We start from the raw sequence: 19,575 nt of genomic DNA, 5'->3' as shown, positions 1-19,575 counted from the left end.
GACGGCGGGGTATGTGGACAGGATCATCAAACGACCGTTAAACGATACCTTCCAGGCAGACGGTATCCGGCATCATCAAAATAGGCTTTCATATTTAATGATACCTTGGTAGTGTGATCCTACGTTAAATGATCCCAAGGAGCTACCACCATGTCCCGCACCTTCCTGTATTGCCGTGTCAGCACCTCGACTCAGTTCACTGAGAACCAAGTGCAGGAAATTAAAGCCGCTGGCTTTGAGGTGCAGGCGAGTCGGGTAGTCGAGGAAACTATCTCAGGCAGCATCGCTGCCAATGAGCGTCCCGGCTTTGCCAAGCTGCTGGAACGCATGGAAGGTGGAGACGTGCTGATCGTAACCAAGCTGGACCGCCTGGGGCGTAACGCGATGGACGTACGTCAGACCGTTGAGAATCTAGCTACTGCGGGTATCCGTGTTCACTGCCTCGCCCTGGGTGGGGTGGACCTAACATCACCAGCGGGCAAGATGACCATGCAGGTGCTGGGGGCTGTGGCAGAGTTTGAGCGTGATTTGCTGATCGAGCGGACCCAACAAGGGCTTATGCGTGCAAAGGCTGAGGGCAAGAAGTTGGGCAGGCCTGAGGCCACCAGCACTACAGCAGCAGTGCAACGTCTCAAGGCGAAGGACATGACACAGGCTCAGGTAGCAGCCGAACTGGGTATGGGGATTGCCACCATCAAGAGACACTGGAATAAGGATTGAATCCACCTGTAACGTCCCACAGAGCCCGCTATGAGTGGGCTTCGTTGTATCTGCTGAACCCACAGCACCACGCTCTACGCCCTCCAGAAGCAGGCTCAGCGGCACCCAGGCCAAGGTTATTTTTGATTTGGTCAGGGTTACCTGACTTGTCGGGATGGCGCGTTAAGCAGCTCAGATAGGTATCCATCCCTCCAGCTTATTTTCAGCCAGGAGAACCCAACCGACTGTCGAATCGCACTAGAAATTTTGGCGGGCAGGGGCTTGCTTGGAAAAGGCTCCCGTTTCGGTAGTGCCAAGGGGTGGCTTTTTCCTTTCACCTCTCATACCCTCCAACAAGAATCCATCGCGCAGTGCTGGTAGCAAGGACGAAATCAAGTGAATGATATGGTCGTAGGTTTTCCGGGAGGCTCGAAGTCGCGCGTCAATGCTGCTGGTTATAGCATCCGTGACCAGCGTGCGAGCGTTGAAGATATGCACGTAATTGATGAGTGGCGAGCAGCCCACCGTATCGTCTTGAATACTTTCCAAGCGAGCTTGCGAAGTCGCACTCGAGGTAAGCAAATCGTTGTTGCTCAAAGGCACAAACGCAAGAACACGATCTTCCATAAGCTGATGCGACTTCCAAAGATGGAATTGTCCCGCATGGATGATGTAGCGGGATGTCGCCTCATATTTCGCTCACTTGAAGAGCTTTATGAATTTCGAGAGAACTTTCATAAAGCACGATTCAATCACAAGCGCAAAAATGAAACCGATAAATACGACTATATCAAGCGCCCGAAACAAACAGGCTACAGAGGCATTCACGATGTCTACTCATATGATGTGCGGTCTAAAAACGGCGATCAGTACCGTGGGCTGCTACTCGAAATCCAGTATAGAACCCTAGTTCAACATGCGTGGGCAACGGCAGTTGAGGTTATTGGCTTCATCACTGAAAGCCAGCCAAAGTTCCAGCAGGGCGACAAAAGATATGAAAACTGCATGGCTCTCGCCAGCGAAATTCTCAGTAGAGCCCACGAAGGAAAAACTGGCCCATTTCCTGAGTATAGCGATGGGGAACTACTACAGAGATTTGAAGCTGTTGATAAAGAGATCCATATCATCAGAACTCTTACAGGGTTGAATTCTTCGGAGACGGTGTATACAGACAGTCGAAACTCCATTCTAATTTTCAAAGAAGATGGCAGTCTCGAGGTAAGGAGTTTTAAAGAAGCTCCAGACGCATTAAGGGAGCTATTTCGATTGGAGAGGGATTATCCCACCCTTGATGTTGTTCTCGTAAAGGCGGACACGAATGAAGAGATTCGCATGGCGTTTAAGAACTACTTCTCTGATGCAAAGGATTTCATAAAGCTACTGACGGATGGACAGCAACTCCTCGAGTTGACTCTCTGAGTTGACGAAAGTTTAGAGCCCGCCTTTGAGCGGGCTTTTCTTTTTACTCACTTCTTAAAGACCGGTAGACCATTCGCACAGCAATAGTCGCTCATATTCGGCCCCACGCTGGGCATAAATATCGACAGGCTCAACAGAAGTGGGCATTTGGTGTAATCGGCCTGATCCTTGGTTACTGGTTTGAGAAGTAACGCTCGTGTGTGGCAGGGCGCTATCTGTGTTGGCGTTGTAGGTCGGCGTAGTCTTCTTCCAGCCACACCGATCCAGCCATGTCCTCTGCATCGAAGGGCTCCCAATAAGGGTGCTCCGTCGCTTTCTTTTCGATCAGGATCAACTTGTCTCCGTTCAAGAGTTTGTACATGTCAGCCTTACGGTCCACGCCCGTGTAGCGAAATGTCTCATTGGCATGGGTGGAGGTGATTCGTCCGTCAGCGTGGACAGTGATCGAGTACCCAACTGTTCGTAGCATGGCGGCAAGCCGCTGGGGGTCTTCCTTCTCCAAGGTCCAAATTTCCCCCTGTGTTCTCCATCCCTGGGTAGCCGGTACTACCACAGTCGCACGCAATAGGGTCACGGCTCTTTCGGCTGCATCGCGGTCTGATTGTGCCTGACGGAGAGCTGCGATCAGTTCGGGCATTGGCCCTACCTGGGTAACCGTCTTGGCAAGGTTTTCCACCGTCTTGGAAACTGCACTCAGCTCAGCTTCATGGCTGAGAATTTCTTTCTCGTTAATACCAAGCTCTTGCTGCGCTATCGCCTCCTGAGCCGCCCTAGGGGATGTGTAGGCGTAAACCCGATCCATCACTGGCTTGGGTACGGTGTGTGAATTCTCGCAGCCCTTGAGGTTCTGCCTCGTACGGCAGCGCATGGAGTGGGGCACACCGTCCTTGTTCTGCATGATGTAGTTCTTGCCGCATGATCCACATCGCACCAATCCCACAAGGAAGTTGCTGGCTGTTTTAACCGGACGTTGAGTCCGTACTCTATCGGCGTGAATTTGTGCCCGATAGAACAGGCTTGCTTCAATGACCGCCGGGTATACGTCATCGATAATTTGATGTTCCGGCGTACCCTCAAGTGTTTCCCATTTGCCAATCACTGCCTTGTTTCGTAGCCAGCCTTCAACGGTAGGGCCACTGCATTTGGCGAGAAGCTCTACACCCGAATCACGCATACGCTTTGCAATGGTGGCCTTGCCCAGTCCAGATATATACAGCTCGAAAGCTGTCTTGATCCAGGGGGCGACATCTTCACGAATGGAGCCGTCACTGTTGAGCCAAACGGGTGTCATACGCTTGGGCGTAACTCCCTTTTTCGCTTCTTTACGGCGAGTCGCATATGACGCGGCTACTCGCCGGGACAGAGTTTTCGAGTATTCGTGTGCGGCTTGGATTTTCGCCAGGAGCAGAAATACTTGAGTACCGCCTACAGAGGCTTCCGTGTATTCCTGCTGATCGTCCAATGTGACGATGGACACGCCTGCCTTGAGGATTGGACCAATGACCAGTGTGAGCATATCTAATGGGGCGAGGCGTCCAGCGCGGTCCATGGCTTCCACAAGTACAACGTCACCTGATCGGATGGCACCTTCTGTGATGGCGACAAGGAGTTCTCCGAAGCCGCCCCCAGCTTCAATGTGTTCACCGTGGAATCCGCTTTTGCCAAGGTCTTTAAACTTCAAGTCACAGAGGTCGTAATCCGGATGATTGCGCAGCCAGTCGGCAATCATGGATTCTTGACGTTCTACACTTGACCCGGACTTTTGTCGGCTATCCGAAAACCGGACGTACGAAATGGCCTTTCTCTTCATTGCTGAGCCCCTGGCTGATGCTGGTAAAATAGCAGGTATCAGGGTTACATGTGAAAGGGCTGGGACCAGGGCTTGATGGGCATGCAGGTAGGCGGCGTGCGCACGTTGTTCGTGCCGGCGCACCTGGCCTATGGCGAGCGGTCGATGGGCGCGCATATCACGCCCAACAGCAATCTGCGTTTTGAGATCGAGTTGTTGGAAGTGCTGACACGGGACGATTGACGCCGACCTGGCATCGGTTGCGCGGTACCGTCCGAAAACGCCTTCCTGAACTCTCCCTGAAGAATCTTCTTATTCGTCCTGCGAAGACTTTCCTACGGTTTACTCTCCTGAAATCGGGGCGTAAGCTTCGCGCGTTTTCATCAATAGCGGAGACCCTCAGTGGGTACTTGTTCGAGTGACAGTCGTCGGCCGGTTTCGGTAACCGGCACAGACTTGGCAAGGTAACGCGCATTCTTTCGATGCCGTTGTCTCGCCACAAAAGCGAGAAGCGGCATCCCGGCAGCGGCCAGTCCCGGCACCTGCCCGATCCTCTCTCATCGACGCTGACCAGCACCTGACTTACCTCGGGATGCTACGGACGCGCCTGCCTTTCACGGCCGGCGAGCCAATCTGACTGTGCCCATGAACCGGGCGCGGTGCAGACGGCCGTACCTGCACGACGGTTTCCCCGCGCAGGAGTAACACCATGAACCTCACTCTGTTGAAAGAGTTCTTCGCCGGTTTCCTGCGGACCCGGCATATCGCCCGGCACTTCCGCCGTCTGGCGATGCTCGAAACTATGACCGACGCCAGCGTCAGCCGCGAAGTCCCACCCACCCTGGCGCAAACCCTGGTGGTCGCGGCCAACAGCAGTGCTGTGCAATTGCTCGGCACCCTGGGCAGTCACTGCGAGGGCTTGAACACCCAGGAAGCCGACGCGCTGCGCGTGCAATACGGCCTCAATGAAGTCGAGCACGAACAGCCGCTGCCGTGGTGGGTGCACGTATGGCACTGCTACAAGAACCCGTTCAATCTGCTGCTGACCTTGCTGGCCGTGATCTCCTGGCTGACCGAAGACATGAAGGCCGCCACGGTGATTTTCTCCATGGTGGTGCTCTCGACGCTGCTGCGTTTCTGGCAGGAGGCCAAGTCGAACAAGGCCGCCGATGCGTTGAAAGCCATGGTCAGCAACACCGCCACGGTACTGCGCCGTGACGGAGGCAAGCGCATCGAATTGCCGATCAAGCAACTGGTGCCGGGCGACCTGATCGTGCTGTCGGCCGGCGACATGATCCCCGCCGACTGCCGCGTGCTCAGCGCCAAGGACTTGTTTGTCAGCCAGGCGGCGATGACCGGCGAATCGATGCCGGTGGAGAAGTTCGCCCATCAACGGGACGCCAAGACGCGCAACCCGCTGGACCTGGAAAACATCCTGTTCATGGGCACCAATGTGGTCTCCGGCGCGGCGACGGCGGTGATCTTGACCACCGGCAACAGCACCTATTTCGGGGCGCTGGCGCAACGCGTGACCGCTACCGACCGCGCGACCACCGCGTTCCAGCATGGCGTCAACAAAGTCAGCTGGTTGTTGATCCGTTTCATGTTCGTGATGGCGCCGCTGGTGTTGTTCATCAACGGGTTCACCAAGGGTGACTGGACCGAAGCGCTGCTGTTCGCGCTGTCGATTGCCGTGGGCCTGACCCCGGAAATGCTGCCGATGATCGTCACCTCGACGTTGGCCAAGGGCGCGGTGTTCCTGTCGCGCAAGAAGGTCATCGTCAAGCGCCTTGACGCGATCCAGAACTTCGGCGCCATGGACGTACTGTGCACGGACAAGACCGGCACGCTGACTCAGGACAAGATCTTCCTGGCCCGCCATGTGGACGTATGGGGCGAAGAGTCCGACGACGTGCTGGAAATGGCCTACCTCAACAGTTACTACCAGACCGGCCTGAAAAACCTGCTGGATGTGGCGGTGCTGGAGCATGTGGAGGTCCATCGCGAACTGAAGGTTGGCACCGCCTTCCAGAAGGTCGATGAGATCCCGTTCGACTTCAACCGTCGGCGTATGTCGGTGGTGGTGGCCGAGGAGGGGCGGCCGCACCTGTTGATCTGCAAGGGCGCGGTGGAAGAGATTCTGTCGGTGTGCAATCGGGTGCGTCACGGCGACACCAATGAAGCGCTGACCGATGAGTTGCTGGCGCGCATCCGCCAAGTGACCGCAGCATTCAACGAAGAAGGCTTGCGGGTGGTCGCGGTCGCCGCGCAGCCGATGCCAGCGGGGCGCGATACCTACAGCCTGACGGACGAAAACGAGCTGACGCTGATCGGTTACGTGGCCTTCCTTGATCCGCCCAAGGAGAGCACCGCGCCGGCCCTCAAGGCCCTCAAAGCCCACGGTGTGGCGGTCAAAGTGCTGACCGGCGACAACGAACTGGTCACCGCCAAGATCTGCCGCGAAGTGGGCCTGGAACAACAGGGCCTGCTGATGGGCAACGACATCGAAGACATGACCGACGCCGAACTGGCCAAGGCCGTGGAAACCACCAACGTGTTCGCCCGGCTGACGCCGAGCCACAAGGAACGCATCGTGCGGCTGCTCAAGGCCAACGGGCATGTGGTGGGTTTCATGGGCGACGGCATCAATGACGCACCGGCGCTGCGCACGGCCGATATCGGTATTTCAGTGGACAGCGCGGTGGATATCGCCAAGGAGGCGGCGGACATCATCCTGTTGGAAAAGAGCCTGATGATCCTCGAGGAAGGCGTGCTCGAAGGCCGGCGCACCTTCGCCAATATGCTCAAGTACATCAAGATGACCGCCAGCTCCAACTTCGGCAACGTGTTCTCGGTGCTGGTGGCCAGTGCGTTCATTCCGTTCCTGCCGATGCTGCCCATGCATCTGCTGGTGCAAAACCTGCTGTACGACATTTCGCAGATCGCGATTCCATTCGATCACGTCGATGAGGAGATGCTCGCCAGGCCGCAACGCTGGCAGCCGGGAGATGTCGGCCGGTTCATGCTGTTTTTCGGGCCGATCAGTTCGATCTTTGACATCACCACGTTCGCACTCATGTGGTACGTGTTCGATGCCAACACCCCGGATCACCAGACCCTGTTCCAGTCCGGCTGGTTCGTGGTGGGGCTGCTGACCCAGACGCTGATCGTGCACATGATCCGCACCCCGAAAATCCCGTTCCTGCAAAGCCGTGCGGCGATGCCATTGATGGTGATGACGGGGGTGATCATGGCCGTGGGGATTTTCCTGCCGATGGGGCCGCTGGCGCACTACTTCAAACTGCAGGCGTTGCCGTCGCTGTACTTTGTGTTCCTGCCGGTGATCCTGTTGGGGTACATGGCGTTGACCCAGGCGGTGAAGGGCTACTACATCCGTAAATTCGGCTGGCAATAAACCGAGCCTCCACCTACGCGCCTACCTGTCATGGAGACTGTTTATGCAAGCACTCAACAACATCAACCTCAACTCCCTGATCGATACCTTGGTCAGCCTCACGGCGGCGTTTATGCTCGGCGGGCTGATCGGCTTCGAACGTCAATATCGCCAACGCACGGCGGGCTTGCGAACCAACGTGCTGGTGGCGGTGGGCGCGGCGATTTTCGTCGACATGGCCAACCGCCTGGGCGGCGCGGAAGGTGCGGTGCGGGTGGTGGCCTACGTGGTTTCGGGCATCGGCTTTCTCGGTGCCGGTGTGATCATGCGCGAAGAAGGCAATGTGCGCGGGCTCAACACCGCCGCCACGCTGTGGGCGTCGGCGGCGGTGGGGGCCTGTGCCGGCGCCGACCTGATCCTCGAAGCGCTGCTGGGCACCCTGTTCGTGCTGGCGGCCAATACCCTGCTGCGACCGATCGTCAACAACATCAACCGCCAGCCGTTGGATGTGGTCTCGGCAGAGGTGACCAACATCCTCTATGTCATTGCCCGACGTCATCAGCAACAGGCCGTGATGGTGTTGCTGGAAGCCGAGCTGGCGCGCTGCAACTACCCGGCCAGCGATGTCGACGTGCGGCCATTCGGCAGTGAAGAAGTGGAAATCGAAGCCACCCTGGTCGCGACCTCGGTAGACGGCGATGAACTCGATGCTCTGGTCGCACGGCTCTCGTCCTCGACCCTGGTGGTACAGGCTTTTTGGAGTCCGAGTACCACCGACTGATGCCCTTGCTCTACGCCTGGCCAATCCCAGGATTGGCTATGCTTTGGTGAGGAAAAGTCCTACATGCAGTCAGGACTATCCCTTCAGTTGCCACATCACTCCATTGCTAAGGTTGCGCCTTTGCGGCTGGCCTGCGGCAAAAGTTACAGCTTTATGTGTTGGTGGTGTTTTCAATCGAAGGGACCAGGCAACGCCTGGCCAGCGCCCTGGAGGTGTGCAGCGCCGCTCGTCGGAACTGTCATTTCTCACAGGTACCTGGGTCCCGTTTGATGTGTCAGGGTACTTTGTCCTCCCAGGGGTCTTTTATGAGCAAAGCGTTAATAGTGGATGATCATCCGTTTATCCGCGCCACAGTGCGGTATCTGTTGAGGAAAGAAGGTTTCAAGCACATCGAAGAAGCCGGAAACGGTGCCGACGCGGTGCAGAAGGCCAGAGAGGGGCGCCCGGATCTGGTGATCCTTGACTTGGCGATGCCCAAGCTGGGAGGGCTGGAGGTGATCGCCCGGATCAAGGCGCTCGGCTTGCCGTGCAAGATCCTCGTACTGACGTCCTACCTGGCGGTGTTTTTTTCCACCCGCTGCATGCGTGCCGGTGCCATGGGGTTTGTGGCCAAGACCGGCGAGCTGGACGAACTGCAAAAGGCGATCAAGGCGGTGATGTCCAACTACAGTTGCTTTCCCAGCCTGCCGACCAGTTCAGTGCGCCGCGACGATTTGCAATCCAGCGAGATTGAACTGGTCGAAGCACTGTCGGACCGCGAGTTGACGGTATTGCAGAAACTGGCCCTGGGCCTGGGTAACAAGGAGATTGCCGAGGACATGTTGCTGAGCCACAAGACCATCAGCACCTACAAGACACGACTCAAGGAGAAGCTGCACATGTCGTCGGTGGTGCACCTGTCCAAGTTTGCTCAGCGCAATCATCTGATCTGAAATGAACACCCGCCGGCTGATCACCTTCACGGCCATTGTGCTGATCGGGCTGTTGCCCTCGGCAGTGATGGCCCTGGACGAGCCACACAGCCTGCGGCTGCTGGGCCACTCCACCCTTGAAGACGTTACCGTGAGCCTGGATGAGGCCGATTGGCGCTGGCTGCGGGAGCGTCGTACGTTGTCGATGGGGGTGTCGGCGCCCGATTACGCGCCCTTCGACCTGAGCAACAACCAGAACGAACTCGAAGGCATCACCGCCGATTACGCGGCGCTGATTGCCCAGTTGCTGAATGTGGTGATTGAGGTGCGGCGCTACGACACCCGCGACGAGGTGATCGAAGCCCTCAAGACCGGCGCGGTGGATTTTGTCGGTTCGGCCAACGGTTATGAGGCCGTCGACCCGCAGTTGGTGTTGTCGCGTTCCTACGCCAACGATCAACCTGCGCTGGTGACGCGCGCGGGTGACAGCCACGCGCTGAGTGCCGACCTGGCGGGCAAGCGCGTGGCGATGCTTTACCACTATATGCAGCCCGACGCTGTCCAGGCTTTTTACCCCGACGCGCAGTTGCTGTTGTTCGCCTCGACCTTCGAAGCAATCGGTGCCGTGGCGTTCGGCCAGGCGGATGTGTACCTGGGCGACGCCATCAGCGCCCGCTACCTGATCAACAAAAACCACCTCAATAACGTGCGCATGGCGGACTTTTCCGCCCTGGAGGTCAACCCGTTCGGGTTTGCTTTCGTCAAGGGTAACGTGCGCCTGCTGAACATCATCAATGCCGCGCTGGCGGCCATTCCGGTCAACCAGCAGATGGACATCCTGCGACGCTGGAGTGCCGGCGGCAGTGGCTTCCTGGAGGCCGATCGGTTACGCCTGAGTGACAGCGAGCAGCGCTGGCTGGAGAAGCATCCGCGGGTGAAAGTGGCGGCGGTCGACAAATTCGTACCGTTGTCGTTTTCCAACGAAAAGGGCCAGTTCGAAGGGTTGAGCGCCGAGGTGCTGTCACGGATCAGCCTGCGCACGGGCCTGAAATTCGATGTGCAGCAGGGCAGCTCACTGCCGCGTCAAATCGACGAAGTCAGTAGCGGGCGAGTGGACATGCTCGCGTCAGTGATCCCGAGCATCGAGCGTTCCGAGAAGATCCGCTTTACCCGGCCTTACCTGTCCAACCCCTATGTGTTGGTGGTTGCCGCCGACAACGATCGGCTGATCACCCTGGAAGATATGCCCGGTAAGCGCCTGGCGCTCATCAACGGCAACAACCTCATCATGGAAATAGCCCGGGATTACCCCGGCATCGGGTTCGTCGATGTCGAGAACCCCGAGCAGGCCATGGACCTGGTGGCCAAGGGCAGCGTCGATGCGACCGTGGTGCCATTGATCAGCGCGCGCTACATGATCGCGCGCCATTACCGTGAACGCCTGCACATCACCAGCACCGTCGGCAGGGAGCCTGCGCGCATTACCTTTGGCGTCAACCGTAGCCAACTGGAGTTGTATTCGATCCTCGAAAAGGCGCTGTTGAGCATCACCCCCGAAGAGATGGACGAGCTGACCAACCATTGGCGCAGCGAGATCATCATCGAAGACAGTTACTGGGCGCGTCACCGCAATGTGATTATCCAAGGGTTCGGCTTGGCCGCGTTGTTGTTGCTGGTCACCCTGGGCTGGGTGTTTTACCTGCGCAACCTGATTCGCAAGCGGGCCCAGGCCGAGCGGGCGTTGAGCGACCAGATGCGGTTCATGAGCGTGCTGATTGATGGCACGCCGCATCCTATCTATGTGCGTGATCGCCAAGGCCGCTTGATGGCGTGCAATAACGCCTACCTGGATGTATTCGGTTTCAAGCTGGAGGATGTGATCGGCAAGACCGTGGTGGAGACGGACACCGGCAACCCGCCCCAGGCCCAATCGTTCCATGCCGATTACTTGCGCTTGATGGAGGAGGGCGAACCGCAGATCCACGACCGCGTGCTCAAGGTGCCCGGCGGCGGTGTAATGACCATCTACCAGTGGATGCTGCCGTACCGCGATAGCAACGGCAAGGTGGTGGGCATGATTGCCGGTTGGGTGGATGTCAGCGAGCGCCAGCGCCTGCTGGGCCAGTTGCAGGAGGCCAAGGAGGACGCCGACGCCGCCAACCGCGCCAAGACCACGTTCCTGGCGACCATGAGCCACGAGATACGCACGCCCATGAACGCCGTGATCGGCATGATCGAGCTGGCGTTGAAAAACGCCGAGCAGGGCCAGGTCGACCGCGATGCACTGGAGGTGGCGTCGGTGGCCTCGCGAAGCATGCTGGAGTTGATCGGCGATATTCTCGACATTGCGCGGATCGAATCCGGGCACCTGTCCCTCAGTCTGGAGCCGGCCAACCCGCACGAATTGCTGGCTTCGGTGGGACGGGTATTCGAGGGGTTGGCGCGGGACAAGGGCCTGGCGCTGCAAGTGGAACTCGACCCGCAGATCGATCGGGTGGTGTTGATCGACCCGCTGCGCTTCAAGCAGGTGGTGTCCAATCTGCTGGGCAACGCGATCAAATTCACCGCCACCGGCCAGGTTCGCCTGGGAGCCGAAGGGGCGCTGGCCGGCGACCAGTTGAGCCTGCGCCTGTGGGTGGAGGACACGGGCATTGGCATCAGCGCCGACGATCAACAGCGCTTGTTCAACCCCTTCATCCAGGGCAGCAATAACGAGCAACCGGCGCGCAGTGGTTCGGGCCTGGGGCTGGTGATCAGCCGCAGCCTGTGCGAAATGATGGACGGGCGTTTGCACTTGAGCAGTGTGCTGGGCAAAGGCACGCGGGTGGATGTGACGTTGACCCTGGCGACCAGCACCGCGACGCCGGTGACCTCGGCGGTCCCGCACATTCCGCCGGCCAGGGCGTTAAACATTCTGGTGGTGGATGATTACCCGGCCAACCGCCTCCTATTGGCGCGACAACTGGGTTTTCTGGGGCACCGCATCACCACGGCCGAGGACGGCGCCCAAGGGTTTGCACTGTGGCAGGCCGGGCATTTCGACGGTGTGATCACCGACTGCAATATGCCCCTCAAGGACGGTTACACGCTGGCCCGTGATATTCGTGCACAAGAGCGCCTGCACGGACTCGTGCCTTGCCTGTTGCTTGGCTTCACCGCCAACGCCCAGCCCCAGGAGACCGAACGCTGCCGACAAGCCGGCATGGACGGTTGCCTGTTCAAGCCGACCGGGCTTGATGATCTGCGCGCGGCCTTGGCGCCGCGCACGGCTAACAGCACAACGGATGACGCCGAACCGCTGTTTGATGTGAGCTCGCTGATCATGCTGACGGACGGCGACAAGGCCGCACTCAACGAGTTGTTGCTGCCCTTGCTCAATAGCCTGAAAGAAGACCGCGCGCAGTTGAGGGTTCAGCAGGCCCAAGTGGATTTCGCCAGGCTGCATGACCTGGCCCATCGCGTCAAAGGGGGCGCGCGCATGGTCAAGGCCGTGACGGTGATCATCGGCAGCGAAACCTTGGAGGGCGTATGCGAACGACACGACAGCACTGCAGTGGGCGCGACGGTGGAAGCGTTGGGGGTGGCTATTGAGCGTCTGTATGAATGTCTGGAGCGCTATTGCCATCAGGATTGATTGCGATAGGTAGCCGTTCAGTGGATTTGGGAGAACTCCTACACGAAGGGGGAACTTGCCTGATTTTGTCGTCGGAATATGTCTGGAGAATGGGCGCCGCTCACTGACGAGCGCTGCCTGCCCAGGGGTTCGCCATGCCAAACAAAGCACTGACCATCCTGATTGCCGATGAACAACACCTGCAACGGTTGTACATCGAAAAAATGCTCAATCGGTTGGGGTACCACCGGATCGTGCCGGTGCAAACTTTTGACGAAGTCCAGATACTCACGGCCATCCCGACCGAACCCTTCGATGTGCTGATCATCAATGCGGGGCTGACGGCCCATAGCGACGGACCGCCACTTCAGGTGCGTCATGTACTGGTCTACGATCACCTGGCCCTGGGCACACCGACCGGCGCAACGCCGACGGTGCTGGTACGGCTGCCCGGTGTGCCGGACAACGTCAACCTCGAACACTTCATGGACATCATCGACCCACCCGAGGCCGCCACCGGCCTGCGGGTATTGCCGTGGCTGCGCGAGTTATCACGCACACCCGCGGCCAGGGTTCAGTCCCACATCAGCACGTCCTGATTGGTCAGGCCTGAGCGCGCAGACGTTCGGCGGCACTGCGCAGCAGCCGCTCGGTGCCATCCCAGCCCAGGCAGCCGTCGGTCACCGACACACCGTATTTCATCGATGCGCTCAACGGCTGGCAACCGTCAAACAGCTGGCTTTCAAGCATCATGCCGATCAGCGATATGTCGCCCTGCAAGCGCTGCTCCAGCACATCATTGAACACCGCCGGTTGACGCAATGGGTCCTTGCCGCTGTTGGCATGGCTGCAATCGACCATGATGCACGCCGCCACCTTGGACTTGGCCAGGTCGTGCTTCACCTGCGCCACGCTCTGTGCATCGTAGTTCGGCCCGCGATGACCGCCGCGCAGCACCAGGTGCGTGTCCGGGTTACCCGGGGTCTGGATGATCGCCGGGTGGCCCTGGCTGTCGACGCCGAAGTGGCGGTGCGGGTGGGAGGCCGAGCGCATTGCGTCACTGGCAATCGCGACGCCGCCGTCGGTACCGTTCTTGAAGCCTACGGGCATGCCCAGGCCGCTGGCCATTTCGCGGTGGATCTGCGATTCGGTGGTGCGCGCGCCAATCGCCACCCAACTGAGCAGGTCATCGAAGTAGCCGGCGGCCATGGGTTGCAGCAGCTCGGTGGCGACCGGTAGGCCCAGGCGCAGCATTTCGCGCATCAGTTCGCGCGAGAGCGTCAGGCCGGCAGCCATGTCATCGCTGCCGTCCAGGTGCGGGTCGTAGGCCAGGCCTTTCCAGCCGACGGTGGTGCGCGGTTTTTCGACGTAGGCGCGGATTACCAGCAGCATCTGGTCGCTGACGTCCAGGGCCAGCTTCTTCAGGTTGCGCGCGTATTCCATGGCCGATTCGGGGTCGTGGATCGAGCACGGGCCGACAATCACCAGCAAACGTGAATCCTGGCCATTGAGGATGGCGCGCACGGCTTGGCGATGGGCGTGGACTTGTTCGTTGAGGAACGGGCTGAGGGGTAACTGTTGCTTGAGCTCCAGGGCGCTGGGCAGGCGCTGGGTCAAGGCTTCATTGGCGCAGGTCAGGGTGGAAACGGGCAGAGCGGCAACGGAGGAGTTCATATTCAAGGCTTCCTGGGCAGCGGCGGGTTATTCCCGCGCACTCGGCCCTACTGGGGTGTTCGACAATTGGCCGTAGTGGCGACGTGTGTTGGCTTGCCACCGATGGGTGACCGATCGGAGGCGGCAGGCTGTCCCGAGCGGAGCTTGCTAAATCGCCATGCAGTGCACGTGTCGTAGCGGTAATAGGTGGCGTAGTTCATGTCGTGATTCCTTTAAATGTGCTTGATCAAACAAAGTGTTCAGGGCTGAAAAAACAAAACCCCCGATCGGGGAGCCGACCGGGGGTTAGATTTCTCTGGTAGGCGACCCCTTGAGCAGTGGGCGCCGATTTCAGGTATCAGGCGCGCCAGTGGCTAAACCAATACCCAAAATAAAAGCTTACAGGTGCGCTCGAACCATGCACACAGGTAGCCGATACCGGGCGCGAGGCGCTGGCAGCAGGACAAGCCTGAATGTGGGTGAGTTGCAACATGGCGTGTCTCCAGATGATGGACGGAGCTTACTAGAGGCGCCCGGGAGGATTCAATCAGTAATTTCTATTGTGTGGAGGTACTCACCGCTATGGGGCGAGTACCGATATGCTTACCGGACATTATTAACGATTGCTCGGACGCAACATGACTGCCTTGACCCTTGCTGCTGCTCAATCCATCTCCATCGCCGGCGATGTGCCGGCCAACATCGAACGGCACCTGGCATTCATGCGGGCGGCTGCCAGGTATGGTGTGCATTGGGCTGGCCAAGGGGTGGGGGTCTAAATGGCGTTTTACCTGCGCGCCGCAACAGACCAGGACCTGCCATTCGCGCGGACGCTGACCCACGACGCCATGAGCCGCTATTACGTGCAGTACGGCTTGTTGTGGTCCAACGATGGTTTCGATATCGCCTGGGCTGGTCGCGAGAACTGGTTGATTTGCAACGACGATGCCGTGATGGGCTTTATCAGCCTGAGTCGCGACAGCAAGGCCTTGTATATCCGCGAGTTGCACATGCTCGAAAACTTCCGCAGGCAGGGCGCGGGTAGTTGGGGACTGGAGCAGATGGCACTCAAGGCGCGCCTGCAGGGTCTGGGGCTTTTACGGTTGACCGTGTTCAAGACCAATCCGGCGCGAAGGCTGTACCAGCGCCAGGGGCTGACTATCGTCGGGGAAGAAGATTGCTTTTGGCGTATGGAGCGTGAGTGTCGGGCGGCGCCCACGGAGTAAAACAGGCACGCCCCATGAATAAGCGCATACTGCTTAGAGAAAGCAACTTCATTTGTCGCTGTGCTGGACTTCAGGCTCGTCCAGAATAATCCCTTCCTTCATGCCCAACAGGACCGCCACCTTGTGGGCCTCTCCACGACGTCCCTTTTTACGCCCAGCGAGCACTTGATACGTGGTTGCCGGGTCCACGCCGTGTTCCCGGGCGAACGCTTGAACCGACTTTCCTTGGTGTTCGAGCCAAGCCTTGGCTTGTGCAGCAGTGCGGATTCCGGGCATGGTTCAAAACCGTTCAAGTTTGTTTAATTGAAGAGATGAGTGTGTCACCTCTTGGGGTGTGCAAATTTAGGATCATACATCCAAATGAGTGGAATCGGTTCGCGTTTACGGCAGGAAAGAGAGCGACTCGGCCTGTCGCAAAAGATTTTTGGCGAAATAGGAGGTGTTGAAGCCAACGCACAAGGCAAATATGAAAATGGAGGGCGCGCGCCAAAGGCTGACTATCTGTCCCGCGTCGCCGAAAGAGGCGTGGATGTCCTGTATGTATTGACCGGCACCCCTACGCCGATGCAAATGGATAATCTGAGTCACCTTGAAGAGAAGGTACTGGGTAATTATCGAGCGATGTTCAAGGAAGATCAGGAGGCAATCCGCCGCTTGACCACCACCTTGGCCGAGCATTCGTTAACGTTGAACGGAAAAGCCAAGCCGCAGCTTGAGGATTCTTGACCTTTAACCCAGGAAATAGCGCCGTTGGTCATTCGACGAACAGGTGCAGCGCGCTGAAACTCTATATATATGACACTTGCAACTAGGTCTGCGCCTTGGTTTTTTGCTAAGGTGTTCAGCAACCTATAAGACCATATCGCGAGGTGTCTGCTTGATTAGGGTGCTAGTAGTCGATGACCATGATCTCGTTCGTACAGGCATTACACGAATGCTGGCTGACATCGATGGCCTGCAAGTGGTCGGCCAGGCTGAATCAGGGGAGGAGTCCCTGATCAAAGCTCGGGAGTTGAAACCCGATGTGGTACTGATGGACGTCAAGATGCCGGGTATCGGCGGCCTTGGCGCCACCACCAAGCTGTTGCGCAGCCATCCCGACATCAAGGTCGTGGTGGTGACGGTTTGCGAGGAAGACCCTTTTCCCACTCGTCTGTTGCAGGCGGGTGCGGCAGGCTACCTGACCAAGGGCGCGGGCCTGGCGGAGATGGTGCAAGCCATTCGCCTGGTGTTTGCCGGCCAGCGTTATATCAGCCCACAGATTGCCCAGCAGTTAGCAATCAAATCCTTCCAGCCCACCAGCGATTCGCCATTCGACGCGCTGTCGGAGCGGGAAATCCAGATCGCCTTGATGATCGTCGGGTGCCAGAAGGTACAAGCGATCTCCGATAAGCTTTGCCTGTCACCCAAGACCGTCAACACCTACCGCTATCGCATTTTCGAGAAGCTCGCCATCAGCAGTGATGTTGAATTGACCCTGCTCGCAGTGCGCCACGGCATGGTGGACGCCAGCGCCTGACATGACCACACCGTTTGATCCAAGTGCCTTTCTCTCGACCTGCAGTGGCCGCCCCGGTGTGTACCGCATGTTCGACAGCGAGGCGCGCCTGCTTTATGTCGGCAAAGCCAAGAACCTGAAAAGCCGCCTGGCAAGCTACTTCCGCAAGACCGGCCTGACAACTAAGACCGCCGCGTTGGTGACGCGTATCGCTCAGGTTGAAACCACCATCACCGCCAATGAAACCGAGGCGCTGCTGTTGGAACAGACGCTGATCAAGGAATGGCGGCCGCCCTACAACATCCTGCTGCGTGACGATAAATCCTACCCTTACGTGTTTTTATCCGACGGCAATTTCCCACGCCTGAGCATTCACCGGGGTGCGAAAAAGCAGAAGGGCAAGTATTTCGGTCCGTATCCCAGCGCCGGTGCGATTCGTGAAAGCTTGAGCCTGCTGCAAAAGACCTTTTTTGTGCGCCAGTGCGAAGATAGCTTCTTCAAGAACCGCACCCGGCCCTGCCTGCAATACCAGATCAAACGCTGCAAGGCGCCTTGTGTGGGTTTGGTCGAGCCGGCGGAGTACGCCGAGGATGTGCGCCATTCGGTGATGTTCCTCGAAGGACGCAGCAATGCGCTCACCGATGAGCTGTCCGGTGCGATGGAGCAGGCGGCGAGCACCCTGGATTTTGAGCGAGCCGCCGAGCTCCGTGACCAGATCTCCCTGCTGCGTCGCGTCCAGGACCAGCAAAGCATGGAGGGCGGCACCGGTGACGTCGATGTGATCGCGGCATTCGTCAACCCGGGCGGCGCCTGTGTGCACCTGATCAGCGTGCGTGGCGGGCGAGTGCTGGGCAGCAAGAACTTCTTCCCCCAGACCGGTATCGACGAGGAAGTGGCCGAAGTCATGGCCGCTTTTCTTGGCCAGTATTACGTCAGCAGTCCCGAGCGCGATTTGCCGTCCGAGTTGATCGTCAATGTGGTGCACGAGGACTTCCCGACGTTGATCGAGGCAATCCACGAACTGCGCGGCCGCGAGCTGGACATCAGTCACCGTGTACGCGGCACCCGTGCCCGCTGGCAGCAACTGGCGGTGACCAATGCCGAACAGGCCCTGGGCGCACGTCTGGCTAACCGACAACACGTCGCCGCGCGCTTCGAGGCCCTGGCCGAAGTCCTCAACCTCGACGAGCCACCCCAGCGCCTGGAGTGCTACGACATCAGCCACTCCAGCGGCGAGGCCACGGTGGCGTCCTGCGTGGTGTTCGGGCCGGAAGGGCCGATCAAGTCCGATTATCGGCGCTACAACATCGAGGGCGTCACCGCAGGCGACGACTATGCCGCCATGCATCAGGCCCTCACACGGCGCTTCAGCAAGTTGAAGGACGGGGAGGGCAAGCTGCCGGATATCCTGCTGGTGGACGGCGGCAAGGGCCAGCTGTCCATGGCCCGTGACGTGCTCAACGAGCTGGCGGTACCCGACTTGATCCTGCTTGGCGTGGCCAAGGGCGCCACGCGCAAGGCCGGCTTCGAGACCTTGTACTTGAATGATGCCGCCCATGAGTTCACCTTGAAGGGCGACTCGCCGGCGTTGCACCTGATCCAACAGATTCGTGACGAAGCCCACCGTTTTGCTATTACCGGCCACCGTGCCCGTCGCGGCAAAACCCGGCGAACCTCAACCCTGGAAGGGGTGGCGGGTGTCGGACCGACACGCCGTCGTGACCTGCTTAAACATTTTGGTGGCTTGCAGGAGCTATCCCGTGCCAGCATTGACGAAATAGCCAAAGCACCCGGTATCAGTAAAAAGCTCGCTGAGCTGATTTATGCCAATCTGCACAGCGAATAGAATGCCTTTCCACCTCGTAGCCAGTTGTGCCGATGAATATCCCTAATCTGATCACCGTTCTACGCGTCCTGCTTATCCCGATTTTCATTCTGTTGTTCTATTTGCCGTATGAATGGAGCTATTTGGCCTCCAGCTCAGTGTTCGCTTTTGCAGCTGCGACCGACTGGCTCGACGGCTACCTGGCTCGTCGCCTGGAACAGAGCACGCCGTTCGGCGCGTTCCTCGACCCTGTGGCCGACAAACTGATGGTCGCCGTCGCCCTGGTCCTGCTGGTGCAGGAACACGGCAATCTGTGGCTGACCCTGCCAGCAGCCGTGATCATCGGTCGCGAAATCGTCGTCTCGGCCCTGCGCGAATGGATGGCCGAAATCGGTGCTCGCGCTCACGTCGCCGTTTCCAACATGGGCAAATGGAAAACCGCCGCGCAAATGCTTGCGCTGGTGATCCTGCTGGCCAACCCGTCGGACTTCACCTTCTGGGTCCTGCTGGGCTACGCCTTGCTGCTCATCGCCGCAGGCCTGACCCTGTGGTCGATGCTCCAGTATTTACGCGCTGCCTGGCCTCATCTGCGCACCACCGTTGAAAAGAAATAAAACTTTTTTGAATCAAGGGGTTGACGGGTGATCAGGATTCTATAGAATGCGCATCACCAAGACGCGGGAATAGCTCAGTTGGTAGAGCACGACCTTGCCAAGGTCGGGGTCGCGAGTTCGAGTCTCGTTTCCCGCTCCAAGCATTAAAAAATG

General features: G+C 58.5%; 15 protein-coding genes, 1 tRNA gene and 2 pseudogenes. 15 read left to right on the top strand and 3 right to left on the bottom strand.

Features of this window, described 5'->3' with window-relative positions:
• The first annotated feature begins 150 nt into the window (after positions 1-150).
• Together ACLH0J_RS23525 and ACLH0J_RS23520 are read left to right on the top strand one after the other, a co-directional pair.
• The gene (locus ACLH0J_RS23525) at positions 151-720 is read left to right on the top strand and encodes a recombinase family protein (RefSeq protein ID WP_411389260.1); all 570 of its coding nucleotides are present in this window, start codon (positions 151-153) and stop codon (positions 718-720) included.
• Positions 721-1,104: 384 nt separating this feature from the next.
• Complete coding sequence (locus tag ACLH0J_RS23520) at positions 1,105-2,118, top strand: RelA/SpoT domain-containing protein (RefSeq protein ID WP_411392882.1); 1,014 nt, start codon at positions 1,105-1,107, stop codon at positions 2,116-2,118.
• Positions 2,119-2,329: 211 nt separating this feature from the next.
• Here the strand turns inward: ACLH0J_RS23520 and ACLH0J_RS23515 are convergent, their stop codons facing one another.
• Entirely contained in the window at positions 2,330-3,928 is a 1,599-nt protein-coding gene (locus tag ACLH0J_RS23515) for a recombinase family protein (RefSeq protein WP_411389259.1), read from the bottom strand.
• Positions 3,929-3,982: 54 nt separating this feature from the next.
• Here ACLH0J_RS23515 and ACLH0J_RS23510 point away from each other — a divergent pair.
• From ACLH0J_RS23510 to ACLH0J_RS23485, 6 genes and pseudogenes are all read left to right on the top strand, one after another.
• A pseudogene (locus ACLH0J_RS23510) lies at positions 3,983-4,150 on the top strand (FKBP-type peptidyl-prolyl cis-trans isomerase); the annotation flags it as partial.
• 466 nt (positions 4,151-4,616) lie between these two features.
• Positions 4,617-7,322: a magnesium-translocating P-type ATPase gene (gene mgtA, locus ACLH0J_RS23505; protein WP_411389258.1), complete on the top strand. Its 2,706-nt coding sequence runs from the start codon at positions 4,617-4,619 to the stop codon at positions 7,320-7,322.
• A gap of 43 nt (positions 7,323-7,365) precedes the next feature.
• Positions 7,366-8,082, top strand: coding sequence for an MgtC/SapB family protein (locus ACLH0J_RS23500; protein ID WP_411389257.1), 717 nt, complete (start codon positions 7,366-7,368; stop codon positions 8,080-8,082).
• Between the two features lie 305 nt (positions 8,083-8,387).
• Complete coding sequence (locus tag ACLH0J_RS23495) at positions 8,388-9,014, top strand: response regulator transcription factor (RefSeq protein WP_010566023.1); 627 nt, start codon at positions 8,388-8,390, stop codon at positions 9,012-9,014.
• Between the two features lies 1 nt (position 9,015).
• Positions 9,016-12,627, top strand: a complete 3,612-nt coding sequence (locus tag ACLH0J_RS23490; protein ID WP_411389256.1) for a transporter substrate-binding domain-containing protein — start codon at positions 9,016-9,018, stop codon at positions 12,625-12,627.
• Between the two features lie 134 nt (positions 12,628-12,761).
• Positions 12,762-13,205, top strand: a complete 444-nt coding sequence (locus tag ACLH0J_RS23485; protein WP_411389255.1) for a chemotaxis protein CheY — start codon at positions 12,762-12,764, stop codon at positions 13,203-13,205.
• Between the two features lie 4 nt (positions 13,206-13,209).
• Here ACLH0J_RS23485 and ACLH0J_RS23480 read toward each other — a convergent pair whose 3' ends face one another.
• A complete protein-coding gene (locus ACLH0J_RS23480; RefSeq protein WP_411389254.1) occupies positions 13,210-14,280 on the bottom strand; it encodes a 3-deoxy-7-phosphoheptulonate synthase in 1,071 nt (356 codons plus the stop codon).
• 617 nt (positions 14,281-14,897) lie between these two features.
• Between ACLH0J_RS23480 and ACLH0J_RS23475 the strand changes: the two are divergent.
• Both ACLH0J_RS23475 and ACLH0J_RS23470 read left to right on the top strand, forming a co-directional pair.
• Positions 14,898-15,008, top strand: a pseudogene (locus tag ACLH0J_RS23475) (carbon-nitrogen hydrolase family protein); the annotation flags it as partial.
• Positions 15,009-15,038: 30 nt separating this feature from the next.
• The gene (locus tag ACLH0J_RS23470) at positions 15,039-15,485 is read left to right on the top strand and encodes a GNAT family N-acetyltransferase (protein WP_411389253.1); all 447 of its coding nucleotides are present in this window, start codon (positions 15,039-15,041) and stop codon (positions 15,483-15,485) included.
• A 48-nt stretch (positions 15,486-15,533) separates the two neighbouring features.
• On the opposite strand, the gene ACLH0J_RS23465 is transcribed toward ACLH0J_RS23470, so the two are convergent.
• A complete protein-coding gene (locus ACLH0J_RS23465; protein ID WP_411389252.1) occupies positions 15,534-15,761 on the bottom strand; it encodes a DNA-binding protein in 228 nt (75 codons plus the stop codon).
• Between the two features lie 84 nt (positions 15,762-15,845).
• Between ACLH0J_RS23465 and ACLH0J_RS23460 the strand changes: the two genes are divergently transcribed.
• From ACLH0J_RS23460 to ACLH0J_RS23440, 5 genes are all read left to right on the top strand, one after another.
• Positions 15,846-16,211 (top strand): helix-turn-helix domain-containing protein, encoded by a 366-nt coding sequence (locus ACLH0J_RS23460; protein ID WP_411389251.1) that lies wholly within the window; start codon positions 15,846-15,848, stop codon positions 16,209-16,211.
• A gap of 151 nt (positions 16,212-16,362) precedes the next feature.
• Positions 16,363-17,004, top strand: coding sequence for a UvrY/SirA/GacA family response regulator transcription factor (gene uvrY / locus ACLH0J_RS23455; protein WP_010566015.1), 642 nt, complete (start codon positions 16,363-16,365; stop codon positions 17,002-17,004).
• A 1-nt stretch (position 17,005) separates the two neighbouring features.
• On the top strand, positions 17,006-18,829 hold the full coding sequence (gene uvrC / locus ACLH0J_RS23450) for an excinuclease ABC subunit UvrC (RefSeq protein ID WP_411389250.1): 1,824 nt from the start codon (positions 17,006-17,008) through the stop codon (positions 18,827-18,829).
• 32 nt (positions 18,830-18,861) lie between these two features.
• On the top strand, positions 18,862-19,422 hold the full coding sequence (pgsA, locus tag ACLH0J_RS23445; RefSeq protein WP_010566013.1) for a CDP-diacylglycerol--glycerol-3-phosphate 3-phosphatidyltransferase: 561 nt from the start codon (positions 18,862-18,864) through the stop codon (positions 19,420-19,422).
• A gap of 63 nt (positions 19,423-19,485) precedes the next feature.
• A tRNA-Gly gene (locus ACLH0J_RS23440) sits at positions 19,486-19,561 on the top strand.
• Positions 19,562-19,575: the final 14 nt, after the last annotated feature.

Origin of the sequence: Pseudomonas sp. MPB23 (assembly GCF_046605395.1) — a bacterium.
In the GTDB taxonomy this organism is placed as follows: Bacteria; Pseudomonadota; Gammaproteobacteria; order Pseudomonadales; family Pseudomonadaceae; genus Aquipseudomonas.
This window is presented reverse-complemented; position numbering and strand designations above follow the sequence as displayed.